The following is a 17,902-nucleotide window of genomic DNA, read 5'->3' as shown; positions in this document are numbered from 1 at the left end:
CCGGGAACGGCCTGCACCGTGTACGGTAGGGTAACGGGGGAACAGTTTTTGGGAACCGAGAGTGTCAAAGGCAACCGAACAAAACGATAAGCTTAAACGAGCGATAATTATTTCAGCAGTGCTGCACGTCATTCTGTTTGCGGCGCTGATCTGGAGTTCGTTCGATGAGCATTTAGACGCCGCGGCCGGCGGGGGCGGTGGGTCATCCATCGACGCGGTCATGGTCGATCCGGGTGCGGTCGTCGACAACTATAATCGCCAACAGCAGCAGCAGGCCAGTTCGAAACGTGCGCAAGAGCAGCGTGAAAAACAGGCTCAGCAGCAGGCCGAAGAGCTGCGTGAAAAGCAGGCTGCGGAACAGGAACGTTTAAAAGCGCTGGAAAAAGAGCGTTTAGAAGCCCAGGAAGCGGCTAAGCAGGCGCAGGAACAGCAGAAGCAGGCTGAGGAAGCGGCGAAGAAAGCCGCCGCCGACGCCAAAGCGAAGGCCGACGCACAGGCTAAAGAAGCCGCAGAAGCTGCCGCGAAAGCCGCGGCCGATGCCAAGGCGAAGGCCGATGCTCAGGCAAAAGCCGCCGCTGAAGCGGCGAAGAAAGCCGCTGCTGACGCGCAGAAAAAAGCGGAAGCTGAAGCGGCAAAAGCCGCCGCCGATGCGAAAAAGGTTGCCGAAGCTGCCGCCGCGAAAGCTGCCGCAGATGCAGAGAAGAAAGCGGCTGCGGAAGCGGCGAAGAAGGCTGCCGCTGAAAAGGCCGCTGCTGAGAAAGCCGCTGCCGCTGAAAAAGCGGCCGCCGAGAAAGCGGCCGCAGCTGCGGAAAAAGCCGCTGCTGATAAAGCTGCCGCTGCCGCGAAAGCTGCTGCAGATAAGAAGGCTGCTGCAGAAAAAGCCGCTGCAGACAAGAAAGCGGCTGGCGAGAAAGCGGCTGCCGCGAAAAAAGCCGCCGCTGAAAAAGCGGCTGCCGCTTCGGGGGTTGATGATCTGCTGGGCGATCTGAGTTCTGGTAAGAATGCGCCGAAAGGCAACACCAGCGGTAGCGCCGGTGGCTCTTCTCCTGCTAAAGGTAACAAGCCGGGGCAGGGTGGGGCGTCGCAGGCTGAAATTGCGTCCTATATTGCGCAGGTTCAGGCCGCGATTAAAGGTCACCTGTACGACTGGGATACCTATAAAGGGAAGACCTGTACGTTACGCGTGAACCTGGCTGAAGATGGTACCGTGCTGAGCGTGAAACAGGAAGGTGGCGATGAGGCGTTCTGTCAGCAAATGCTGGCGGCAACCAACCGCATGACCAAATTCCCGAAACCGCCGTCACAAGCGGTCTGGCAGACCTTTAAAAATGCGCCGCTGGACTTTAAGCCTTAAGCATTATTTTTCGTCGCAGTACGTGAAAAATAAAGGCGGAATCGTCGCAGGGTTTTGGTAGTTTTGTGTATTTTAGTTTGTTAACATTCTGCTAAATTATCGTGGGCTTTCCGCCTGGATAAGGGAGAAATGATGAAGCAGGCATTACGAGTAGCATTTGGTTTTCTGATGCTGTGGGCAGCGGTGCTGCACGCAGAAGTACGTATCGAGATCACCCAAGGGGTGGACTCGGCGCGTCCGATTGGCGTCGTTCCGTTCCAGTGGGCCGGGCCGGGTGCTGCGCCTGAAGATATCGGCGGCATCGTGGGCGCTGACCTACGTAACAGCGGGAAATTCAACCCGTTAGATCGTTCTCGTCTGCCGCAGCAGCCGGGCAGCGCTCAGGAAGTTCAGCCGGCAGCCTGGTCTGCGCTGGGCATTGATGCTGTGGTTGTCGGCCAGGTAAGCCCGAACGCCGACGGCAGCTATAATGTTTCTTACCAGTTAGTCGATACCGGCGGTGCGCCGGGTACCGTACTGGCGCAAAACACTTACAAAGTGAACAAGCAGTGGCTGCGCTACGCGGGCCACACTGCCAGTGATGAAGTGTTCGAGAAGCTGACCAGCATCAAGGGAGCATTCCGTACCCGTATTGCCTACGTCGTGCAGACCAACGGCGGTCAGTTCCCGTACGAACTGCGCGTTTCTGACTACGATGGTTACAACCAGTTTGTCGTTCACCGTTCTCCGCAGCCGCTGATGTCTCCGGCGTGGTCTCCGGACGGCTCGAAACTGGCTTACGTCACCTTCGAAAGCGGCCGTTCGGCGCTGGTTATCCAGACGCTGGCAAACGGTGCGGTTCGCCAGGTGGCTTCCTTCCCGCGTCACAACGGTGCGCCGGCGTTCTCTCCGGACGGCAGCAAACTGGCGTTCGCGCTGTCTAAAACCGGCAGCCTGAACCTGTACGTGATGGATATCGGCTCCGGTCAGATCCGTCAGGTAACCGATGGTCGCAGCAACAACACGGAACCGACATGGTTCCCGGACAGCCAGAACCTGGCCTTTACTTCCGACCAGGCCGGTCGTCCGCAGGTGTATAAAGTTAACGTCAACGGCGGTGCTCCGCAGCGTATTACCTGGGAAGGTTCGCAGAACCAGGATGCTGATGTCAGCAGCGACGGTAAGTTTATGGTAATGGTCAGCTCGGCTAACGGCCAGCAGCACATTGCTAAGCAGGATCTGGTAGCGGGTGGCGTACAAGTACTGTCGTCAACGTTCCTGGACGAAACGCCAAGTCTGGCACCTAACGGCACTATGGTAATCTACAGCTCTTCTCAGGGGATGGGATCCGTGCTGAATTTGGTTTCTACAGATGGGCGTTTCAAAGCGCGTCTTCCGGCAACTGATGGACAGGTCAAATTCCCTGCCTGGTCGCCGTATCTGTGATAATAATTAATTGATTAGTAAAGGAATCATTGAAATGCAACTGAACAAAGTGCTGAAGGGGCTGTTGATTGCTCTGCCTGTTATGGCAATCGCGGCATGTTCTTCCAACAAGAACGCCAGCAATGACGGCAGCGAAGGCATGCTGAACGGCGCCGGCACTGGTATGGATGCGAACGGTAACGGCAACATGTCTTCTGAAGAGCAAGCGCGTCTTCAGATGCAACAGCTGCAGCAGAACAACATCGTTTACTTCGATCTGGACAAGTACGATATCCGTTCTGACTTCGCTGCAATGCTGGATGCGCACGCAAACTTCCTGCGTAGCAACCCGTCTTACAAAGTCACCGTAGAAGGTCATGCGGACGAACGTGGTACTCCGGAGTACAACATCTCCCTGGGCGAACGTCGTGCTAACGCTGTTAAAATGTACCTGCAGGGTAAAGGCGTTTCTGCTGACCAGATCTCCATCGTTTCTTACGGTAAAGAAAAACCTGCAGTACTGGGTCATGACGAAGCGGCTTACGCCAAAAACCGTCGTGCCGTACTGGTTTACTAAGAGAATTGCATGAGCAGTAACTTCAGACATCATTTATTGAGTCTGTCGTTACTGGTTGGCATAGCGGCCCCTTGGGCCGCTTTTGCTCAGGCGCCAATCAGTAGTGTCGGCTCAGGCTCGGTCGAAGACCGCGTCACCCAACTCGAGCGTATTTCTAATGCTCACAGTCAACTTTTGACCCAACTCCAGCAACAACTCTCTGATAACCAGTCTGATATTGATGCCCTCCGTGGACAGATCCAGGAAAGTCAGTACCAGTTGAATCAGGTGATGGATCGTCAAAAGCAGATCATGCTGCAAATTGATAGCCTGAACAGCGGTGGCGCCGCATCAGCGGCGCCGCAGACTTCTGGCGATCAAAGTAACGCAGCGGCGGCTACGGCTGCGCCAGCGAGCGGAGGGACCGCCTCTGCTGGCGTTCCGGCGCAAACGGGCGATGCGAATACCGATTACAATGCGGCGATCGCGCTGGTGAAGGACAGTTCCCGCCAGGACGATGCGATTGCGGCGTTTCAGAATTTCGTCAAAAAGTACCCTGATTCAACCTATCAGCCCAACGCCAACTACTGGCTGGGGCAGTTGAATTACAATAAGGGTAAAAAAGATGATGCGGCGTACTACTTTGCGTCGGTGGTGAAAAACTATCCGAAGTCGCCAAAGGCGGCAGACGCAATGTTTAAGGTTGGGGTCATCATGCAGGACAAAGGGGATACCGCGAAGGCAAAAGCGGTTTACCAGCAGGTTGTCAGCAAATACCCAGGTACCGACGGTGCCAAGCAGGCGCAAAAACGTCTTAGCGGGCTGTGATGCGTGAAGTAAGACCAGAAATCGTTTTATTTCTGGTCTTGCCGCATGAAACATAAGCACTTAAACGATCTTTGTCGAAATACTTGTTGCGCTGAATTCTGAATTCAGTAATATATGCCGCCGTTGCCAAGGGATATCAAACATCCTGAAAGCGACAAAAAAAGTGGGTCGTTAGCTCAGTTGGTAGAGCAGTTGACTTTTAATCAATTGGTCGCAGGTTCGAATCCTGCACGACCCACCAATCGCTAAGGTGGAACGCGATTGTAAAACGTGAAGGATAACGTTGCGTAAGCAACGGCCCGTAGGGCGAGGCGAAGCCGAGTCATCCTGCACGACCCACCACTAACTTAGTTAGTAAGCAGTATCCAGCGTAGTATCGGGTGATTAGCTCAGCTGGGAGAGCACCTCCCTTACAAGGAGGGGGTCGGCGGTTCGATCCCGTCATCACCCACCACCGGGTCGTTAGCTCAGTTGGTAGAGCAGTTGACTTTTAATCAATTGGTCGCAGGTTCGAATCCTGCACGACCCACCATTTCTATGATGGGTCTGGTGGAAGTAGTCAGTAGTATCCAGCGCAGTTTCGGGTGATTAGCTCAGCTGGGAGAGCACCTCCCTTACAAGGAGGGGGTCGGCGGTTCGATCCCGTCATCACCCACCACTCGGGTCGTTAGCTCAGTTGGTAGAGCAGTTGACTTTTAATCAATTGGTCGCAGGTTCGAATCCTGCACGACCCACCATCTTTAGATGGTCCGAGTAAAAATCTTTCAGGCTGCACCCGTATGGGTCGTTAGCTCAGTTGGTAGAGCAGTTGACTTTTAATCAATTGGTCGCAGGTTCGAATCCTGCACGACCCACCATCCTGAAATGATTAAGTTGTTCCCCATAAGGGGTCGTTAGCTCAGTTGGTAGAGCAGTTGACTTTTAATCAATTGGTCGCAGGTTCGAATCCTGCACGACCCACCAGTGTAAAAAGGCGCCCTAAAGGCGCCTTTTTGCTATCCAGCGTTTACGGGTAAGTTAAGGTGCAGGCGAGCGGTAGGCCGGATAAGGCGTTTACGCCGCCATCCGGTAATCTGTCGCTGGCCGCCGGATGGCGCTTCGCCTATCCAGCCTACAGCGAAATTTCCCGAAGAGTGACCCAAAATTCACCACGACTTTTCCACCGCAATCGGCTATCTTGTTTAGCATATAAAACATATTTCCGTGGTAATGGTGAATCCACATCTTAAACCACGTATTTCGTTAAGCCAGTAAAACGAGAAGCATGATGAGCGTGATGTTCGATCCTGAAGCAGCGATTTACCCGTTTCCGCCAAAACCAACGGCGTTGAGCAGCGATGAAAAACAATTTTATCGTGAAAAAATTAAGCACTTGCTCAAAGCGCGCAACGCGGTGATGGTGGCGCACTACTATACCGATCCAGAGATCCAGCAACTGGCGGAAGAAACCGGCGGCTGCATTTCCGATTCGCTGGAGATGGCGCGCTTTGGTGCGAAGCATGCTGCTTCCACGCTGCTGGTTGCTGGCGTGCGGTTTATGGGAGAGACGGCCAAAATCCTCAGCCCGGAAAAAACCATCCTGATGCCAACGCTCAACGCTGAGTGTTCGCTGGATCTTGGCTGCCCGATTGAAGAGTTCAACGCCTTCTGTGATGCACATCCGGATCGCACCGTGGTGGTCTATGCCAATACCTCCGCTGCGGTAAAAGCGCGCGCTGACTGGGTCGTTACTTCAAGTATTGCCGTTGAACTCATTGAACACCTCGATAGCCTGGGCGAGAAAATTATCTGGGCTCCGGACCGTCACCTTGGTCGCTACGTGCAAAAACAGACCGGTGCCGACGTGTTGTGCTGGCAGGGAGCCTGTATTGTTCACGATGAGTTTAAAACCCAGGCGCTGAGCCGTATGAAAGCGCTGTATCCGCAGGCTGCGGTACTGGTTCACCCGGAATCGCCGCAGGCGATTGTCGACATGGCCGACGCCGTTGGGTCGACCAGCCAACTGATCAACGCAGCCAAAACGCTGCCGAACCAGCAGCTTATCGTGGCGACCGACCGCGGTATCTTCTACAAAATGCAGCAGGCGGTACCAGATAAAGCGCTGTTTGAAGCACCGACTGCCGGGGAAGGCGCGACCTGCCGCACCTGCGCGCACTGCCCATGGATGGCGATGAACGGCCTGAAAGCTATTGCGGAGAGCCTTGAAAACGGCGGTGTGGCGCATGAAATTCACGTCAATGAGTCTCTCCGCCAGGGGGCGCTGATTCCGTTGAACCGCATGCTTGATTTTGCGGCTACACTACGAGGGTAAACTGTCTAACACGCTGGAGTTGAAATGGATTTTTTTAGCACGCAGAACATCCTGGTCCATATCCCACTGGGGGCAGGGGGTTACGACCTGTCGTGGATTGAAGCCGTAGGTACCGTCGCTGGCCTGCTGTGTATCTGGCTGGCAAGCCTCGAGAAGATCGTGAACTATCTGTTTGGTCTTATCAACGTCACGCTGTTTGCGATTATCTTTTTCCAGATCCAGCTGTACGCCAGCCTGCTGCTGCAGCTTTTCTTCTTTGCCGCCAACCTCTACGGCTGGTATGCGTGGTCGCGGCAAACCAGTCAGCATGAAGCCGAGCTGCAGATTCGCTGGCTGCCGCTGCCTAAAGCGCTCGGCTGGCTGGCGGCGTGCGTGATTGCTATTGCATTGATGACGCTCTATATCGATCCCGTCTTTGCCGTATTGACGCAGGTGGCCGTTAACGTGATGCAGGGGCTGGGTATGAACGTGGTGATGCCCACGCTGCAGCCGGATGCGTTTCCGTTCTGGGATTCGTGCATGATGGTGCTCTCAATTGCCGCGATGGTGCTGATGACCCGCAAATATGTTGAGAACTGGTTGCTTTGGGTGGTGATCAACGTTATCAGCGTGGCTATTTTCGCGCTCCAGGGTGTGTATGCGATGGCGCTGGAGTATCTGCTGCTGACCTTCATTGCCCTTAACGGCAGTCGGATGTGGATGAATAGCGCGCGTGAGCGTGGCTCTCGCGCGCTATCTCATTAATGGTGGTGATGATGCCCGTGTGCGGATTGCGCCTCGTTAAGGTGGCATTCCGGGCCGCTGCAGGGCTGATACTCCATCTGTACCGTCGCATGATCGACCTGATAGTGCTCCTCAAGGAAGTGATGAATTCTGTCGAGCAACGCATCGTGGTCGTGCGGCGGTACGACCTGAACGTGCAGGGTCATGAGCGGTTTTTCACCGACTAGCCAGACGTGGACGTGGTGAACGTCGCGTACCTCTGGCAGCGAACGGCGCATGTTGCGCTTGAGGGCGGCGACGTCAATTGACTGCGGTGCGCCTTCCAGCAGCTCATTCATGCTCTCTTTCAACAGCGTCCACGCGCTGCGTAGCACCAGGCAGGAAACCAGGACGGACAGGATCGGATCGATAGGCGTCCAGCCGGTGGTCATGATCACCAGGGCAGCAATAATCGCGCCGACCGATCCCAGCAGGTCGCCCATGACGTGCAGCGCTGCGGCACGTACGTTGAGGTTTTTCTCTTCACTGCCGCGATGCAGGATCCAGAACGCCAGCACATTTGCCAGCAGCCCGGCGACGGCAATGACCATCATGGTTACGCCGGCAACCGGCTGCGGATGCGTGAAGCGCTGCACCGCTTCCCAGACGATCAGAATAATAATAAACAGCAGCGCGATGGCGTTAACGAAGGCGGCGAGAGTGGTCAGACGCAGCCAGCCAAAAGTGTGGCGCATGCTTGGCGGCCGGCTGGCAAAGTGAACGGCCAGTAGTGCAAACAGCAGGGCGGCCGAGTCGGTGAGCATGTGCCCGGCATCGGCTAACAGGGCCAGTGACCCCGAAATCATCCCACCGATAGCTTCTACGATCATAAATCCGGCGGTGACGCCGAAGGCCAGCAGTAAACGCCGGGCGTTGCCCCGATCCTGCGTGGCGTGAGAATGTGAATCATGCCGGTGCGCCATGACGCTTTTCCTTCCGTATTGTGAATGTGACTCTCTGACATCATTGCAGATCTTTGCTTTTTACGCACAAAAATACGTGCGTCGTCGCGATGGGGGAAAATAGTGCAACGGGGCGGAAGTGATACTGAATTATATTGTTTTTATGGTGTTTGTTAGTTCATATATCCGATATTTATAATTTATTAAGTTATTTCACTATTAAATTCTAAATAACGTGGTTTTTTTAGCTATTATCCGGTTAAAGTGTAAAATCCAGTTTACACTTTTTGACTGAGGATATAGATTGAAGGGATTGCACTCAATTATATAAGTATGGCAACACTGGAACAGTCATGAATTATCAGAACGACGATTTACGTATTAAAGAGATCAACGAGTTACTTCCGCCAGTCGCACTCCTTGAAAAATTCCCCGCTACCGAAAACGCCGCGAACACCGTGTCTCATGCGCGTAAAGCGATCCATCAGATCCTGAAAGGGGAAGACGATCGTCTGCTGGTTGTTGTGGGTCCGTGCTCCATTCACGATACCGTCGCGGCAAAAGAGTACGCCCAGCGTCTGCTGAAACTTCGTGAAGAGCTTAACGGTGAGCTGGAAATCGTCATGCGCGTGTATTTTGAAAAACCGCGCACTACCGTGGGCTGGAAAGGGCTGATTAACGATCCGCATATGGACAACAGCTTCCAGATTAACGATGGCCTGCGCATTGCCCGTAAGCTGCTGCTGGACATCAACGATACCGGCCTGCCGGCGGCGGGCGAGTTCCTGGACATGATAACCCCGCAGTACCTGGCCGACCTGATGAGCTGGGGCGCTATCGGCGCACGCACCACGGAATCTCAGGTACACCGTGAACTGGCCTCTGGCCTGTCTTGCCCGGTCGGTTTTAAAAACGGCACCGATGGCACCATTAAAGTCGCCATTGATGCGATTAACGCAGCGGGCGCGGCCCACTGTTTCCTGTCAGTCACCAAATGGGGCCACTCCGCTATCGTTAACACCAGCGGCAATGGCGATTGCCATATCATTCTGCGCGGCGGTAAAGCGCCGAACTACAGTGCTTCCCACGTGGCGGCGGTGAAAGATGGGCTCGAGAAAGCGGGTCTGCCGGCGAAAATAATGATCGACTTCAGCCATGCCAACTCCTGCAAGCAGTTCAAAAAGCAGATGGAAGTGGGCGCGGACGTCTGCCAGCAGATTGCCAGCGGCGAGAAAGCAATTATGGGCGTGATGATCGAAAGTCATCTGGTGGAAGGCAACCAAAACCCGGATAGCGGCGAGCCGCTGGTGTACGGGAAAAGCATCACCGATGCCTGCATTAACTGGGAAGATACCGACACCCTTCTGCGTCAGCTGGCGAATGCGGTAAAAGCGCGTCGCGGGTAAAAACGCATCCGGGCGATTCTCGCTCGGTAGGCCGGATAAGGCAACGCCGCCATCCGGCAATAAAAAAGCGTGGAACATTCCACGCTTTTTTCGTTTAAACAACCCGGTCGAAAATTACTTCGCTTTACCCTGGTTTGCTACCGCAGCGGCTTTCGCGGCGATTTCATCCGCATTGCCCAGATAGTAGTGTTTGATAGGCTTGAAGTTTTCGTCGAACTCGTACACCAGCGGAACGCCGGTCGGGATGTTCAGCTCAAGAATTTCATCTTCGCCCATGTTGTCGAGGTATTTGACCAGCGCACGCAGGGAGTTACCGTGCGCAGCGATGATTACGCGCTCGCCGCTTTTCAGGCGCGGCAGAATGGTTTCGTTCCAGTAAGGCACCACGCGCTCAATGGTCAGCGCCAGGCTCTCGGTGGTCGGCAGCTCTTTATCGGTCAGCTTAGCGTAACGCGGGTCGTGGCCCGGATAGCGCTCGTCGTCTTTCGTCAGCTCTGGCGGGGTGACCGCGAAACCGCGGCGCCACTGCTTAACCTGCTCGTCACCGTATTTTTCTGCGGTTTCGGCTTTGTTCAGACCCTGCAGCGCGCCGTAGTGGCGCTCGTTCAGTTTCCAGGATTTCTCAACCGGCAGCCAGGCCTGATCCAGTTCATCCAGAACGTTCCACAGCGTGTGGATGGCACGTTTCAGCACAGAGGTATAAGCAAAGTCGAAGCTGAAGCCTTCAGCCTTCAGCAGTTTGCCTGCTGCTTTTGCTTCGCTAACGCCTTTCTCAGACAGATCAACGTCGTACCAACCGGTGAAACGGTTTTCGTTGTTCCACTGACTTTCACCGTGACGAACCAGTACCAGCTTAGTTACAGCCATACTCTCACTCCTCAAGCTTTATTGAATGATAACAATTCTCATTATATTGCCGCGATCGCCTCGCCAGCAACGCTTATGCATAACCATAGCGAAAATAGTGCCCCAGTGTAAGATGCATGTGAACTCAGCGTTATTATTTTGTCTGTTCGTGACGTTATTTTCAGCGATATGCTTAAAAGATCGGCGAGATGCCGCAGGGGAGAGAATAGCCCGGCGTCGCTTCGCTCGGCCGGGCGGGTAACATCGGTCACTACAGGGCAATAAACTGATATTCGGTCAGGCTAACGTACTCGTTGCCCGGCCGTAAAACGCAGTCCGGCTGCGGCCATTCCGGATGGTTAGGGCTGTCCGGCAGAAATTCGCTTTCCAGCGCAAGCCCCTGCCATGCGGCATAAGGTTGCGCGGTGCGGGAAAGGGTACCGTCGAGGAAGTTGCCCGAGTAGAACTGGATTGCGGGCGCCGAGGTGTAGACCGCCATCTGCAGCTTTTTGTCTTGCGACCAGACGTTGGCAACCACTTGGCTGGCGTCGCCGTTGGCCTGTAGCAGGAAGGCGTGATCGTAACCATTCACCTTTTTCTGATCGTCATCGCGCAAGAAGTCCTGTGCGACGGTCTTCGGCTCACGGAAGTCGAAGCCGGTGCCTGCTACCGCTTTCAGCCCTTCGTGCGGGATCCCGCTGGCGTCCACCGGCAGATAGTCATCTGCCAGCAGCTGCAGGGTGTGGTTGCGCACGTCGGTCTGCGCGCCGTCAAGGTTAAAGTAAACGTGGTTAGTCAGGTTCACCGGGCAGGCCTTATCAACCTTAGCGCGGTATTCAATAGAGATGCGGTTGTCTTCGGTCAGGCGGTAGATTGCGGTAGCCTGCAATTCGCCGGGGAAACCCTGGTCGCCGTCTGGCGAGGTCAGGGTAAAGACCGCTTCCGTCGCGTTCTGGGTGGTCACTAACCAGCGTCGCTTATCAAAGCCTTCCGGTCCGCCGTGCAGCTGGTGCTCTCCCTGGCTTGGCGCGACGTCTACCGTCTGTCCATCGAGCGTGAAGCGGCTGTTGGCGATGCGGTTGGCGTAGCGGCCAATAGACGCGCCGAGAAACGCCGCCTGCTGTGGGTACTGCGCTGGCGAAGCGCAGCCCAGCAACGCTTCACGCACGCTGCCGTCGCTAAGCGGAATACGCGCCGACAGCAGCGTGGCGCCCCAATCCATCAGGGTCACGACAACGCCGTTGGCATTGCGTAAGGTGATCAGACGGTACGGTTGGCCGTCAGCGGCCAGCTCGGGAGTTTCAGTTAGCACTGGCCAGCTCCTTGCGACGGTTTGCAAACATAGAAGGTTTCCTTGATGCCCGTTTTCGCTTCGTACTGTTCCGCTACCGCTTGTTTCACCGCCGGAACCAGCGTTTCTGGAATCAGCGCAACGATGCAGCCGCCGAAGCCGCCACCGGTCATACGCACGCCGCCCTGCTCGCCGACGGTCGCTTTGACGATATCCACCAGGGTATCAATCTGCGGTACGGTGATTTCAAAGTCATCGCGCATTGAGGCGTGTGATTCGGCCATAAGTTGGCCCATACGCAGCAGGTCGCCTTTCTCCAGCGCGGCCGCCGCTTCCACGGTGCGGGCATTTTCGGTCAGGACATGGCGTACGCGTTTGGCCACCACCGGGTCCAGCTCGTGGGCCACAGCATTAAATTCGTCGACGGTGACGTCACGCAGAGCCGCGCGCTGGAAGAAACGCGCGCCGGTTTCGCACTGTTCGCGACGGGTGTTGTATTCACTGCCAACCAGAGTGCGCTTGAAGTTGCTGTTGATAATCACGACGGCGACGCCTTCAGGCATCGAGACCGCTTTTGTGCCCAGTGTCCGGCAGTCGATCAGCAGCGCGTGGTCTTTTTTGCCCAGCGCCGAAATCAGCTGATCCATAATGCCGCAGTTACAGCCCACAAACTGGTTTTCGGCTTCCTGGCCGTTGAGCGCAATCTGCGCGCCGTCGAGCGGCAGATGGTAAAGCTGCTGGAAAACGGTACCGACCGCCACTTCCAGCGAGGCGGAGGAGCTTAAACCCGCCCCCTGCGGCACGTTGCCGCTGATGACCAGATCCGCCCCGCCAAAGGCGTTATCACGTTTTTGCAGATGCTTGACGACGCCACGAACGTAGTTGGACCACTGCTGAGTTTCGTGGCTGACGATCGGCGCATCGAGGGAAAAGGTATCGCTTTCGTTGTCGTAGTCGGCGGCGATCACGCGCACCGTACGGTCTTCACGCGGTGAGCAGCTGATAACGGTTTGATAATCAATGGCGCACGGCAGTACAAAGCCATCGTTGTAGTCGGTGTGTTCACCAATCAGGTTAACGCGGCCCGGAGCCTGGATGACGTGGGTGGCAGGGTAGCCGAATTTTTCAGCAAACAGGGCTTGTGTTCTTTCTTTCAGACTCATTGTTATTCTCCGGACTCGCGAAAGTGGATGTCGCTGACCGCGCGCAGGCGCTCGGCCGCTTGTTCTGCCGTCAGGTCGCGCTGGGTCTCTGCCAGCATTTCATACCCGACCATAAATTTGCGCACGGTGGCCGAGCGCAGCAGCGGCGGATAGAAGTGCGCATGCAGCTGCCAGTGAGCGTTATCTTCTCCGTTGAACGGCGCGCCGTGCCAGCCCATCGAGTAGGGGAAGGAGCACTGGAAGAGGTTATCGTAGCGGCTGGTCAGTTTTTTCAACGCCAGCGCCAGGTCTTCGCGCTGGGCGTCGGTTAAGTCGGTAATGCGCAGTACGTGCGTTTTTGGCAGCAGCAGCGTTTCGAACGGCCAGGCCGCCCAGTAGGGAACAACCGCCAGCCAGTGTTCGGTTTCAACCACCGTGCGGCTGCCATCGGCCAGCTCGCGGTTAACGTAATCCACCAGCATCGGCGACCGCTGTTCAGCGTAATAGTCGCGCATCAGGCGATCTTCACGCTCAATTTCGTTGGGCAGAAAACTGTTTGCCCAGACCTGGCCATGTGGATGCGGGTTAGAACAGCCCATCGCCGCGCCTTTATTTTCAAACACCTGAACCCACGGATAGCGCTGACCCAGTTCTGCGGTCTGCTCCTGCCAGGTTTTAACCACCGACTGCAGGGCGCTGAGGCTCAGCTCCGGCAGCGTTTTGCTGTGGTCAGGGGAGAAGCAAATCACCCGGCTGGTACCGCGTGCGCTCTGGCAGCGCATTAACGGATCGTTGCTTTCCGGTGCATCCGGTGTATCGACCATCAGCGCGGCAAAATCGTTAGTGAAGACGTAGGTGCTGGTGTAGTCCGGGTTCTTATCGCCCGTCACCCGGGTATTTCCCGGGCACAAAAAGCAGTCCGGATCGTGTGCGGGCAGCGTCTGTTTTGACGGTGTCTCTTGCGCCCCCTGCCAGGGGCGCTTTGCACGATGCGGTGACACGAGGATCCACTGGCCGGTTAACGGATTAAAGCGGCGATGCGGATGGTCGACGGGGTTAAATTGCGTCATTTCACAATCCTTAATCGGGATATCCCTGAGGATGGCGGGACTGCCAGTGCCAGGTGTCCTGCGCCATTTCATCAAGGTTACGGGTGACACGCCAGTTCAGCTCCTGGTCGGCTTTGCTTGCATCGGCCCAGTAGGCCGGGAGGTCGCCGTCACGACGGGGAGCGAAGTGGTAGTTAATGGGTTTGCCGCAGGCTTTGCTGAACGCGTTAACCACGTCAAGCACGCTGCTGCCGACGCCTGCACCAAGGTTGTAGATATGCACGCCGGCTTTGTTGGCCAGCTTTTCCATCGCCGCAACGTGGCCGTCGGCGAGGTCCATGACGTGGATGTAATCGCGCACGCCGGTGCCGTCAGGCGTCGGGTAGTCGTTACCGAAAATGGCCAGCGATTCACGACGGCCTACCGCCACCTGCGCAATGTACGGCATCAGGTTGTTCGGAATGCCCTGCGGATCTTCGCCCATATAGCCAGACTGATGCGCACCCACCGGGTTGAAGTAGCGCAGCAGCGCAATGCTCCAGTCCGGCTGCGCTTTTTGCAGGTCGGTCAGGATCTGTTCAACCATCAGCTTACTTTTGCCGTATGGGCTTTGCGGTGTACCGGTCGGGAAGCTTTCAACATAAGGGATTTTCGGCTGGTCGCCGTAGACGGTCGCGGAGGAGCTGAAAATGAAGTTTTTAACGTTCGCGGCGCGCATTGCGCTGATTAAACGCAGGGTGCCGTTAACGTTGTTGTCGTAGTACTCCAGCGGCTTTTGCACTGATTCACCGACGGCCTTCAGGCCCGCGAAGTGGATCACCGCATCAATGGCGCGATCGCGGAGGATCTCGGTCATCAGCGCTTCGTCACGGATATCGCCTTCGACGAACGATGGGGCTTTGCCGCCCAGGCGGGTAATGACGGGCAGAACGCTACGTTTGCTGTTGCACAGGTTGTCGAGAATCACCACTTCATGACCCTGCTGCAGCAGCTGTACGCACGTGTGGCTTCCAATGTAACCGCTACCACCTGTAACCAATACTTTCATTTTTAGCTCCGTTAAGCTTATGGCATGGAATAACCTTAGCATAACAGAACGGCTAAAAGTGTGACATGGGCTAAATTAGTGGTATCGTTTACACAGCAATACGTTAAACAGGGAATCGAATAAAAATGATTTTAAATCAAAAGGGTAACTTGTTCATGTGAAAAAAATCTGAAAAAGGACCTTATTTGAGAACGGATTATTCTCTGCAGAGCGGTGTTTGTCCGGGCTACGCGTAGCACGCCGTAACCCGGACAAACGCGATTACAGCGGGCCGACCTCGTAGCGATAGCCGTCACCGTCGGCGACAAACGCCAACCGGTGGGTAATACACTCCGGCGCGTCTTCCGCATGATGCGAGACAAACAGCAGTTGGGTTTTTCCCTCACTTATCAACACGTCGATAAAACGGCGCACCACCTGACGATTGAGCGGGTCCAGCCCCTGCAACGGCTCGTCAAGAATGAGCAGCGTAGGATGCTTAACCAACGCGCGAACAATCAGCGCCAGCCGCTGCTGGCCCCAGGAGAGTCTGTGGAACGGCGCGTCGGCGGTACGCGCGTTCATGCCGAGTATCGCCAGCCATTCGTCCACCTGTTTACGCTGCTTATCAGAAACGGCCTGATAAATGCCAATGGAATCAAAATAGCCGGAAAGGATCACGTTGCGTACCGTCGTGCTGACGCGGTAGTCAAGGTGCAGGCTACTGCTGACATAGCCGATATGCTTTTTGATATCCCAGATGGTTTCGCCGCTGCCGCGGCGACGGCCGAACAGCGTAAGATCGTTGCTGTAGCCCTGCGGATGATCGCCGGTGACAAGGCTTAGCAGCGTCGATTTACCGGCGCCGTTGGGCCCGACAATCTGCCAGTGCTCGCCGGGTGATACCGTCCAGCTCAGGTGGTTAATGATCGGTCGATCGTTATACGACACCACGCCGTCGCGCAGCACGATACGTGGCTGGTCGTCGGGTAAGGAAAGGCGGGCCGAGGGGGCGTCCGGTTCGGGCAGCGTCATCCCGGCGAGCCTCTCGCTGTGGGCCAGCTGGGCAACCAGCGTTTGTTCAAGCAGCGTTTTTTTCTCGCCCATGTCGCTCAGCGTACAGTCGGCGAGCACGCCAGCAAAGGGCACGAAGTCCGGAATATCATCAAAGCGGTTGAGCACCAGCACCAGGGTATAGCCTGACTGGTAAAGCGTGGCCAGATGATCGGCCAACTGACGGCGTGAGGCAACGTCGAGACCATCAAACGGTTCATCAAGGATCAGCAGGTCGGGCTGTGCCATCAGCGCCTGGCAGAGCAGGGTTTTGCGAGTTTCGCCGGTAGAGAGGTATTTAAAGCGTCTGTCCAGCAGGTGGTCAATGCCGAACTGGGCGGCCAGCTGCGCGCATCGCGCAGCGTCCTTGACCTCATCCTGAATAATTTGTGCGGCGGTGCGTCCGGTGTCGTCTTCGTCGGCGCTGAGCATGTCGGTGTTGTTACGCTGCCATTCGTCGCTGACCAGTTTTTGTAGCTGCTCGAAGGAGAGGCGGGTGATGCGACTGAAGCCGCACGTCCGGCTGCCGGACAGCAACGGCAGCTCCCCCGCCAGTGCGCGGGCCAGCGCTGATTTTCCGCTCCCGTTGCTGCCGACGAAAGCCCAGCTTTCGCCAGCGCGCAGCGTCAGCTGGTCAATATGGAGCGTTTTGGTGTCGCTAAGACGAAACGTGCCTTGCGAAATTTGCAATGATGACATTATGTATCCCGTTTTTTGCAGCGTTATGCATCAGGGATACGTCTTCCTCAGCGCAAAGTCAATGCCATCAGCACAACGTAGCAAGAATGATGCGATCGGCATTGAAGTATGCTGTGACATCGCTCCCTTCTTCCAGCGTTTCGGCATCCTGAAGCGGCAGCGTGGCGCACAGGGTTTGCCCGTCGGGCAGCGCCATCAGAACTTCGCACTGCTCTGCGCCGCGCTGAATGTGGCTAATACGGCAGGCGAGCTGGTTGTCAGCGGCAGCGGCTAGTGCGGGATCGCGAGTGACGTTGACCCACGGCGCTTTCAGCAGCACCAGTACTTCCTGACCTTCATCGAGCCCCAGGCGCTCGCCGCTTTGTGCGGTAATCGCCACCTTGAGACGGGTTGTGCCATCAGCCAGTAAAATATCGACATGCTGTTGTACCTGCTGGTGGTCACGGCGGGTAACCGTACCAAACCACTGGTTGCGAGCGCTGGTTTGCAGCGAGAAGCGAGAGATAGCCGCCAGCAGGCTGTCGAGCGGCAGCGCATCGTCGTCACTCAGCACATCAAAGGCTTTTTGTTGAATTTGCGCCAGCAGATCGTAGAGCTGAATCAGACGCTGACCGTAGCGGGTGAGCACCGCGCCGCCGCCGCCTTTGCCGCCGGTTGCGCGGTCGACCAGCGACTGCTCGCTGAGCTGATTCATTTCGTTAATGGCATCCCATGCGCTCTTGTAGCTGATGCCGGCGTTTTTGGCCCCCTGGCTGATTGAGCCGGTCTGTGCTATTTGTTTGAGGAGCGAGATGCGGCGCGGATCGGCAAACAGGCGCTGCTGGAGCTTAAGGGTCAGAAGGATTTCAGCCTGCATAACAGTGTCCTGGAGTCAAAAAGGGTATTCTGACCCAAATGTTAGCCTGCGCAAAGCTCACCGCACAAAAGGGCGTGTTTTTCTGCGTTATCCGGTTACAATAGCGGCATCACATTGTATGGAGTAAACCATGTTAGAGCTGTTGAAAAGTCTGGTATTTGCCGTAATCATGGTACCCGTAGTGATGGCTATCATCCTGGGGTTAATTTACGGTCTGGGTGAAGTGTTCAACATCTTCTCCGGCGTTGGTCATAAAGACAGAAGCCAGCAAAACCACTGATTCCTCAAAAACGCCCGGTTCCGCCGGGCGTTTTGCTATCAAGTTCCCCACCTTTGTGCCGATAATCAGTCCTGTACGCTGCGATCGTTGATGTATCTGTAATGCATTAATGTCAGAAAACCCCTATACTCTTCGC

General features: G+C 55.8%; 16 protein-coding genes and 7 tRNA genes. 15 read left to right on the top strand and 8 right to left on the bottom strand.

The genetic code is table 11. From position 1 onward, the window contains the following. Nucleotides 1-61 precede the first annotated feature (61 nt). The 13 genes from tolA (at nucleotide 62) to pnuC (ending at nucleotide 7,197) form a co-directional block, all read left to right on the top strand. Nucleotides 62-1,354 carry a cell envelope integrity protein TolA gene (gene tolA / locus H7R76_RS16705; RefSeq protein WP_106924635.1) on the top strand — a complete coding sequence of 431 codons (1,293 nt, stop codon included), beginning with the start codon at nucleotides 62-64 and terminating at the stop codon, nucleotides 1,352-1,354. A gap of 132 nt (nucleotides 1,355-1,486) precedes the next feature. After that, nucleotides 1,487-2,779 (top strand): Tol-Pal system beta propeller repeat protein TolB, encoded by a 1,293-nt coding sequence (gene tolB / locus H7R76_RS16700; protein WP_106924634.1) that lies wholly within the window; start codon nucleotides 1,487-1,489, stop codon nucleotides 2,777-2,779. A gap of 34 nt (nucleotides 2,780-2,813) precedes the next feature. Further along, complete coding sequence (pal, locus tag H7R76_RS16695) at nucleotides 2,814-3,335, top strand: peptidoglycan-associated lipoprotein Pal (protein ID WP_106924633.1); 522 nt, start codon at nucleotides 2,814-2,816, stop codon at nucleotides 3,333-3,335. Between the two features lie 9 nt (nucleotides 3,336-3,344). Next, complete coding sequence (gene cpoB / locus H7R76_RS16690) at nucleotides 3,345-4,142, top strand: cell division protein CpoB (RefSeq protein ID WP_182965874.1); 798 nt, start codon at nucleotides 3,345-3,347, stop codon at nucleotides 4,140-4,142. A gap of 165 nt (nucleotides 4,143-4,307) precedes the next feature. After that, nucleotides 4,308-4,383, top strand: a tRNA-Lys gene (locus H7R76_RS16685). Nucleotides 4,384-4,520: 137 nt separating this feature from the next. Continuing rightward, nucleotides 4,521-4,596 (top strand) — tRNA-Val (locus H7R76_RS16680). Between the two features lie 2 nt (nucleotides 4,597-4,598). After that, nucleotides 4,599-4,674, top strand: a tRNA-Lys gene (locus tag H7R76_RS16675). A gap of 50 nt (nucleotides 4,675-4,724) precedes the next feature. Beyond that, nucleotides 4,725-4,800: transfer RNA gene (locus tag H7R76_RS16670), tRNA-Val, on the top strand. A 3-nt stretch (nucleotides 4,801-4,803) separates the two neighbouring features. Further along, nucleotides 4,804-4,879 (top strand) — tRNA-Lys (locus H7R76_RS16665). A 44-nt stretch (nucleotides 4,880-4,923) separates the two neighbouring features. Continuing rightward, nucleotides 4,924-4,999, top strand: a tRNA-Lys gene (locus H7R76_RS16660). A 30-nt stretch (nucleotides 5,000-5,029) separates the two neighbouring features. Then, nucleotides 5,030-5,105: transfer RNA gene (locus tag H7R76_RS16655), tRNA-Lys, on the top strand. Nucleotides 5,106-5,409: 304 nt separating this feature from the next. Then, a complete protein-coding gene (gene nadA, locus H7R76_RS16650) occupies nucleotides 5,410-6,453 on the top strand; it encodes a quinolinate synthase NadA (protein ID WP_182968017.1) in 1,044 nt (347 codons plus the stop codon). A 24-nt stretch (nucleotides 6,454-6,477) separates the two neighbouring features. Continuing rightward, complete coding sequence (gene pnuC / locus H7R76_RS16645) at nucleotides 6,478-7,197, top strand: nicotinamide riboside transporter PnuC (protein ID WP_106924630.1); 720 nt, start codon at nucleotides 6,478-6,480, stop codon at nucleotides 7,195-7,197. Here pnuC and zitB read toward each other — a convergent pair. Next, on the bottom strand, nucleotides 7,194-8,138 hold the full coding sequence (gene zitB / locus H7R76_RS16640) for a CDF family zinc transporter ZitB (protein WP_106924629.1): 945 nt from the start codon (nucleotides 8,136-8,138) through the stop codon (nucleotides 7,194-7,196). The genes pnuC and zitB overlap by 4 nt on opposite strands. Nucleotides 8,139-8,470: 332 nt before the next feature. Between zitB and aroG the strand changes: the two genes are divergently transcribed. Next, nucleotides 8,471-9,523: a 3-deoxy-7-phosphoheptulonate synthase AroG gene (aroG, locus tag H7R76_RS16635; RefSeq protein ID WP_182965872.1), complete on the top strand. Its 1,053-nt coding sequence runs from the start codon at nucleotides 8,471-8,473 to the stop codon at nucleotides 9,521-9,523. Nucleotides 9,524-9,637: 114 nt separating this feature from the next. On the opposite strand, the gene gpmA is transcribed toward aroG, so the two are convergent. The 7 genes from gpmA to modE form a co-directional block, all read right to left on the bottom strand. Beyond that, the gene (gene gpmA / locus H7R76_RS16630) at nucleotides 9,638-10,390 is read right to left on the bottom strand and encodes a 2,3-diphosphoglycerate-dependent phosphoglycerate mutase (protein ID WP_035892201.1); all 753 of its coding nucleotides are present in this window, start codon (nucleotides 10,388-10,390) and stop codon (nucleotides 9,638-9,640) included. Nucleotides 10,391-10,640: 250 nt separating this feature from the next. After that, a complete protein-coding gene (gene galM / locus H7R76_RS16625; protein ID WP_106924625.1) occupies nucleotides 10,641-11,681 on the bottom strand; it encodes a galactose-1-epimerase in 1,041 nt (346 codons plus the stop codon). Then, nucleotides 11,675-12,823, bottom strand: coding sequence for a galactokinase (gene galK / locus H7R76_RS16620; RefSeq protein ID WP_106924624.1), 1,149 nt, complete (start codon nucleotides 12,821-12,823; stop codon nucleotides 11,675-11,677). Before galK ends, galM begins: the two co-directional genes overlap by 7 nt. A gap of 2 nt (nucleotides 12,824-12,825) precedes the next feature. Next, a complete protein-coding gene (galT, locus tag H7R76_RS16615) occupies nucleotides 12,826-13,872 on the bottom strand; it encodes a galactose-1-phosphate uridylyltransferase (RefSeq protein WP_106924623.1) in 1,047 nt (348 codons plus the stop codon). A gap of 10 nt (nucleotides 13,873-13,882) precedes the next feature. Beyond that, a complete protein-coding gene (gene galE, locus H7R76_RS16610; protein WP_182965870.1) occupies nucleotides 13,883-14,899 on the bottom strand; it encodes a UDP-glucose 4-epimerase GalE in 1,017 nt (338 codons plus the stop codon). 261 nt (nucleotides 14,900-15,160) lie between these two features. Beyond that, nucleotides 15,161-16,630, bottom strand: coding sequence for a molybdate ABC transporter ATP-binding protein ModF (gene modF / locus H7R76_RS16605; RefSeq protein ID WP_182965868.1), 1,470 nt, complete (start codon nucleotides 16,628-16,630; stop codon nucleotides 15,161-15,163). 67 nt (nucleotides 16,631-16,697) lie between these two features. Then, nucleotides 16,698-17,486: a molybdenum-dependent transcriptional regulator gene (gene modE, locus H7R76_RS16600; protein WP_106924620.1), complete on the bottom strand. Its 789-nt coding sequence runs from the start codon at nucleotides 17,484-17,486 to the stop codon at nucleotides 16,698-16,700. A gap of 130 nt (nucleotides 17,487-17,616) precedes the next feature. Between modE and H7R76_RS16595 the strand changes: the two genes are divergently transcribed. After that, nucleotides 17,617-17,766 (top strand): AcrZ family multidrug efflux pump-associated protein, encoded by a 150-nt coding sequence (locus H7R76_RS16595; RefSeq protein WP_072129149.1) that lies wholly within the window; start codon nucleotides 17,617-17,619, stop codon nucleotides 17,764-17,766. Nucleotides 17,767-17,902: the final 136 nt, after the last annotated feature.

The sequence above is a fragment of the Klebsiella sp. WP8-S18-ESBL-06 genome (genome assembly GCF_014169755.1).
In the GTDB taxonomy this organism is placed as follows: domain Bacteria; phylum Pseudomonadota; class Gammaproteobacteria; order Enterobacterales; family Enterobacteriaceae; genus Kluyvera; species Kluyvera ascorbata_B.
Note: the sequence above shows the minus strand (reverse complement) of the source record. Positions and strands in the feature narration are given on the sequence as shown.

Coding starts and splice junctions, on each gene's coding strand:
- tolB (WP_106924634.1), top strand. CDS start 1,487: ATGAAGCAGGCATTACGAGTAGCATTTGGTTTTCTGATGCTGTGGGCA.
- pal (WP_106924633.1), top strand. CDS start 2,814: ATGCAACTGAACAAAGTGCTGAAGGGGCTGTTGATTGCTCTGCCTGTT.
- cpoB (WP_182965874.1), top strand. CDS start 3,345: ATGAGCAGTAACTTCAGACATCATTTATTGAGTCTGTCGTTACTGGTT.
- nadA (WP_182968017.1), top strand. CDS start 5,410: ATGAGCGTGATGTTCGATCCTGAAGCAGCGATTTACCCGTTTCCGCCA.
- pnuC (WP_106924630.1), top strand. CDS start 6,478: ATGGATTTTTTTAGCACGCAGAACATCCTGGTCCATATCCCACTGGGG.
- zitB (WP_106924629.1), bottom strand. CDS start 8,138: ATGGCGCACCGGCATGATTCACATTCTCACGCCACGCAGGATCGGGGC.
- aroG (WP_182965872.1), top strand. CDS start 8,471: ATGAATTATCAGAACGACGATTTACGTATTAAAGAGATCAACGAGTTA.
- gpmA (WP_035892201.1), bottom strand. CDS start 10,390: ATGGCTGTAACTAAGCTGGTACTGGTTCGTCACGGTGAAAGTCAGTGG.
- galK (WP_106924624.1), bottom strand. CDS start 12,823: ATGAGTCTGAAAGAAAGAACACAAGCCCTGTTTGCTGAAAAATTCGGC.
- galT (WP_106924623.1), bottom strand. CDS start 13,872: ATGACGCAATTTAACCCCGTCGACCATCCGCATCGCCGCTTTAATCCG.
- galE (WP_182965870.1), bottom strand. CDS start 14,899: ATGAAAGTATTGGTTACAGGTGGTAGCGGTTACATTGGAAGCCACACG.
- modF (WP_182965868.1), bottom strand. CDS start 16,630: ATGTCATCATTGCAAATTTCGCAAGGCACGTTTCGTCTTAGCGACACC.
- modE (WP_106924620.1), bottom strand. CDS start 17,486: ATGCAGGCTGAAATCCTTCTGACCCTTAAGCTCCAGCAGCGCCTGTTT.
- H7R76_RS16595 (WP_072129149.1), top strand. CDS start 17,617: ATGTTAGAGCTGTTGAAAAGTCTGGTATTTGCCGTAATCATGGTACCC.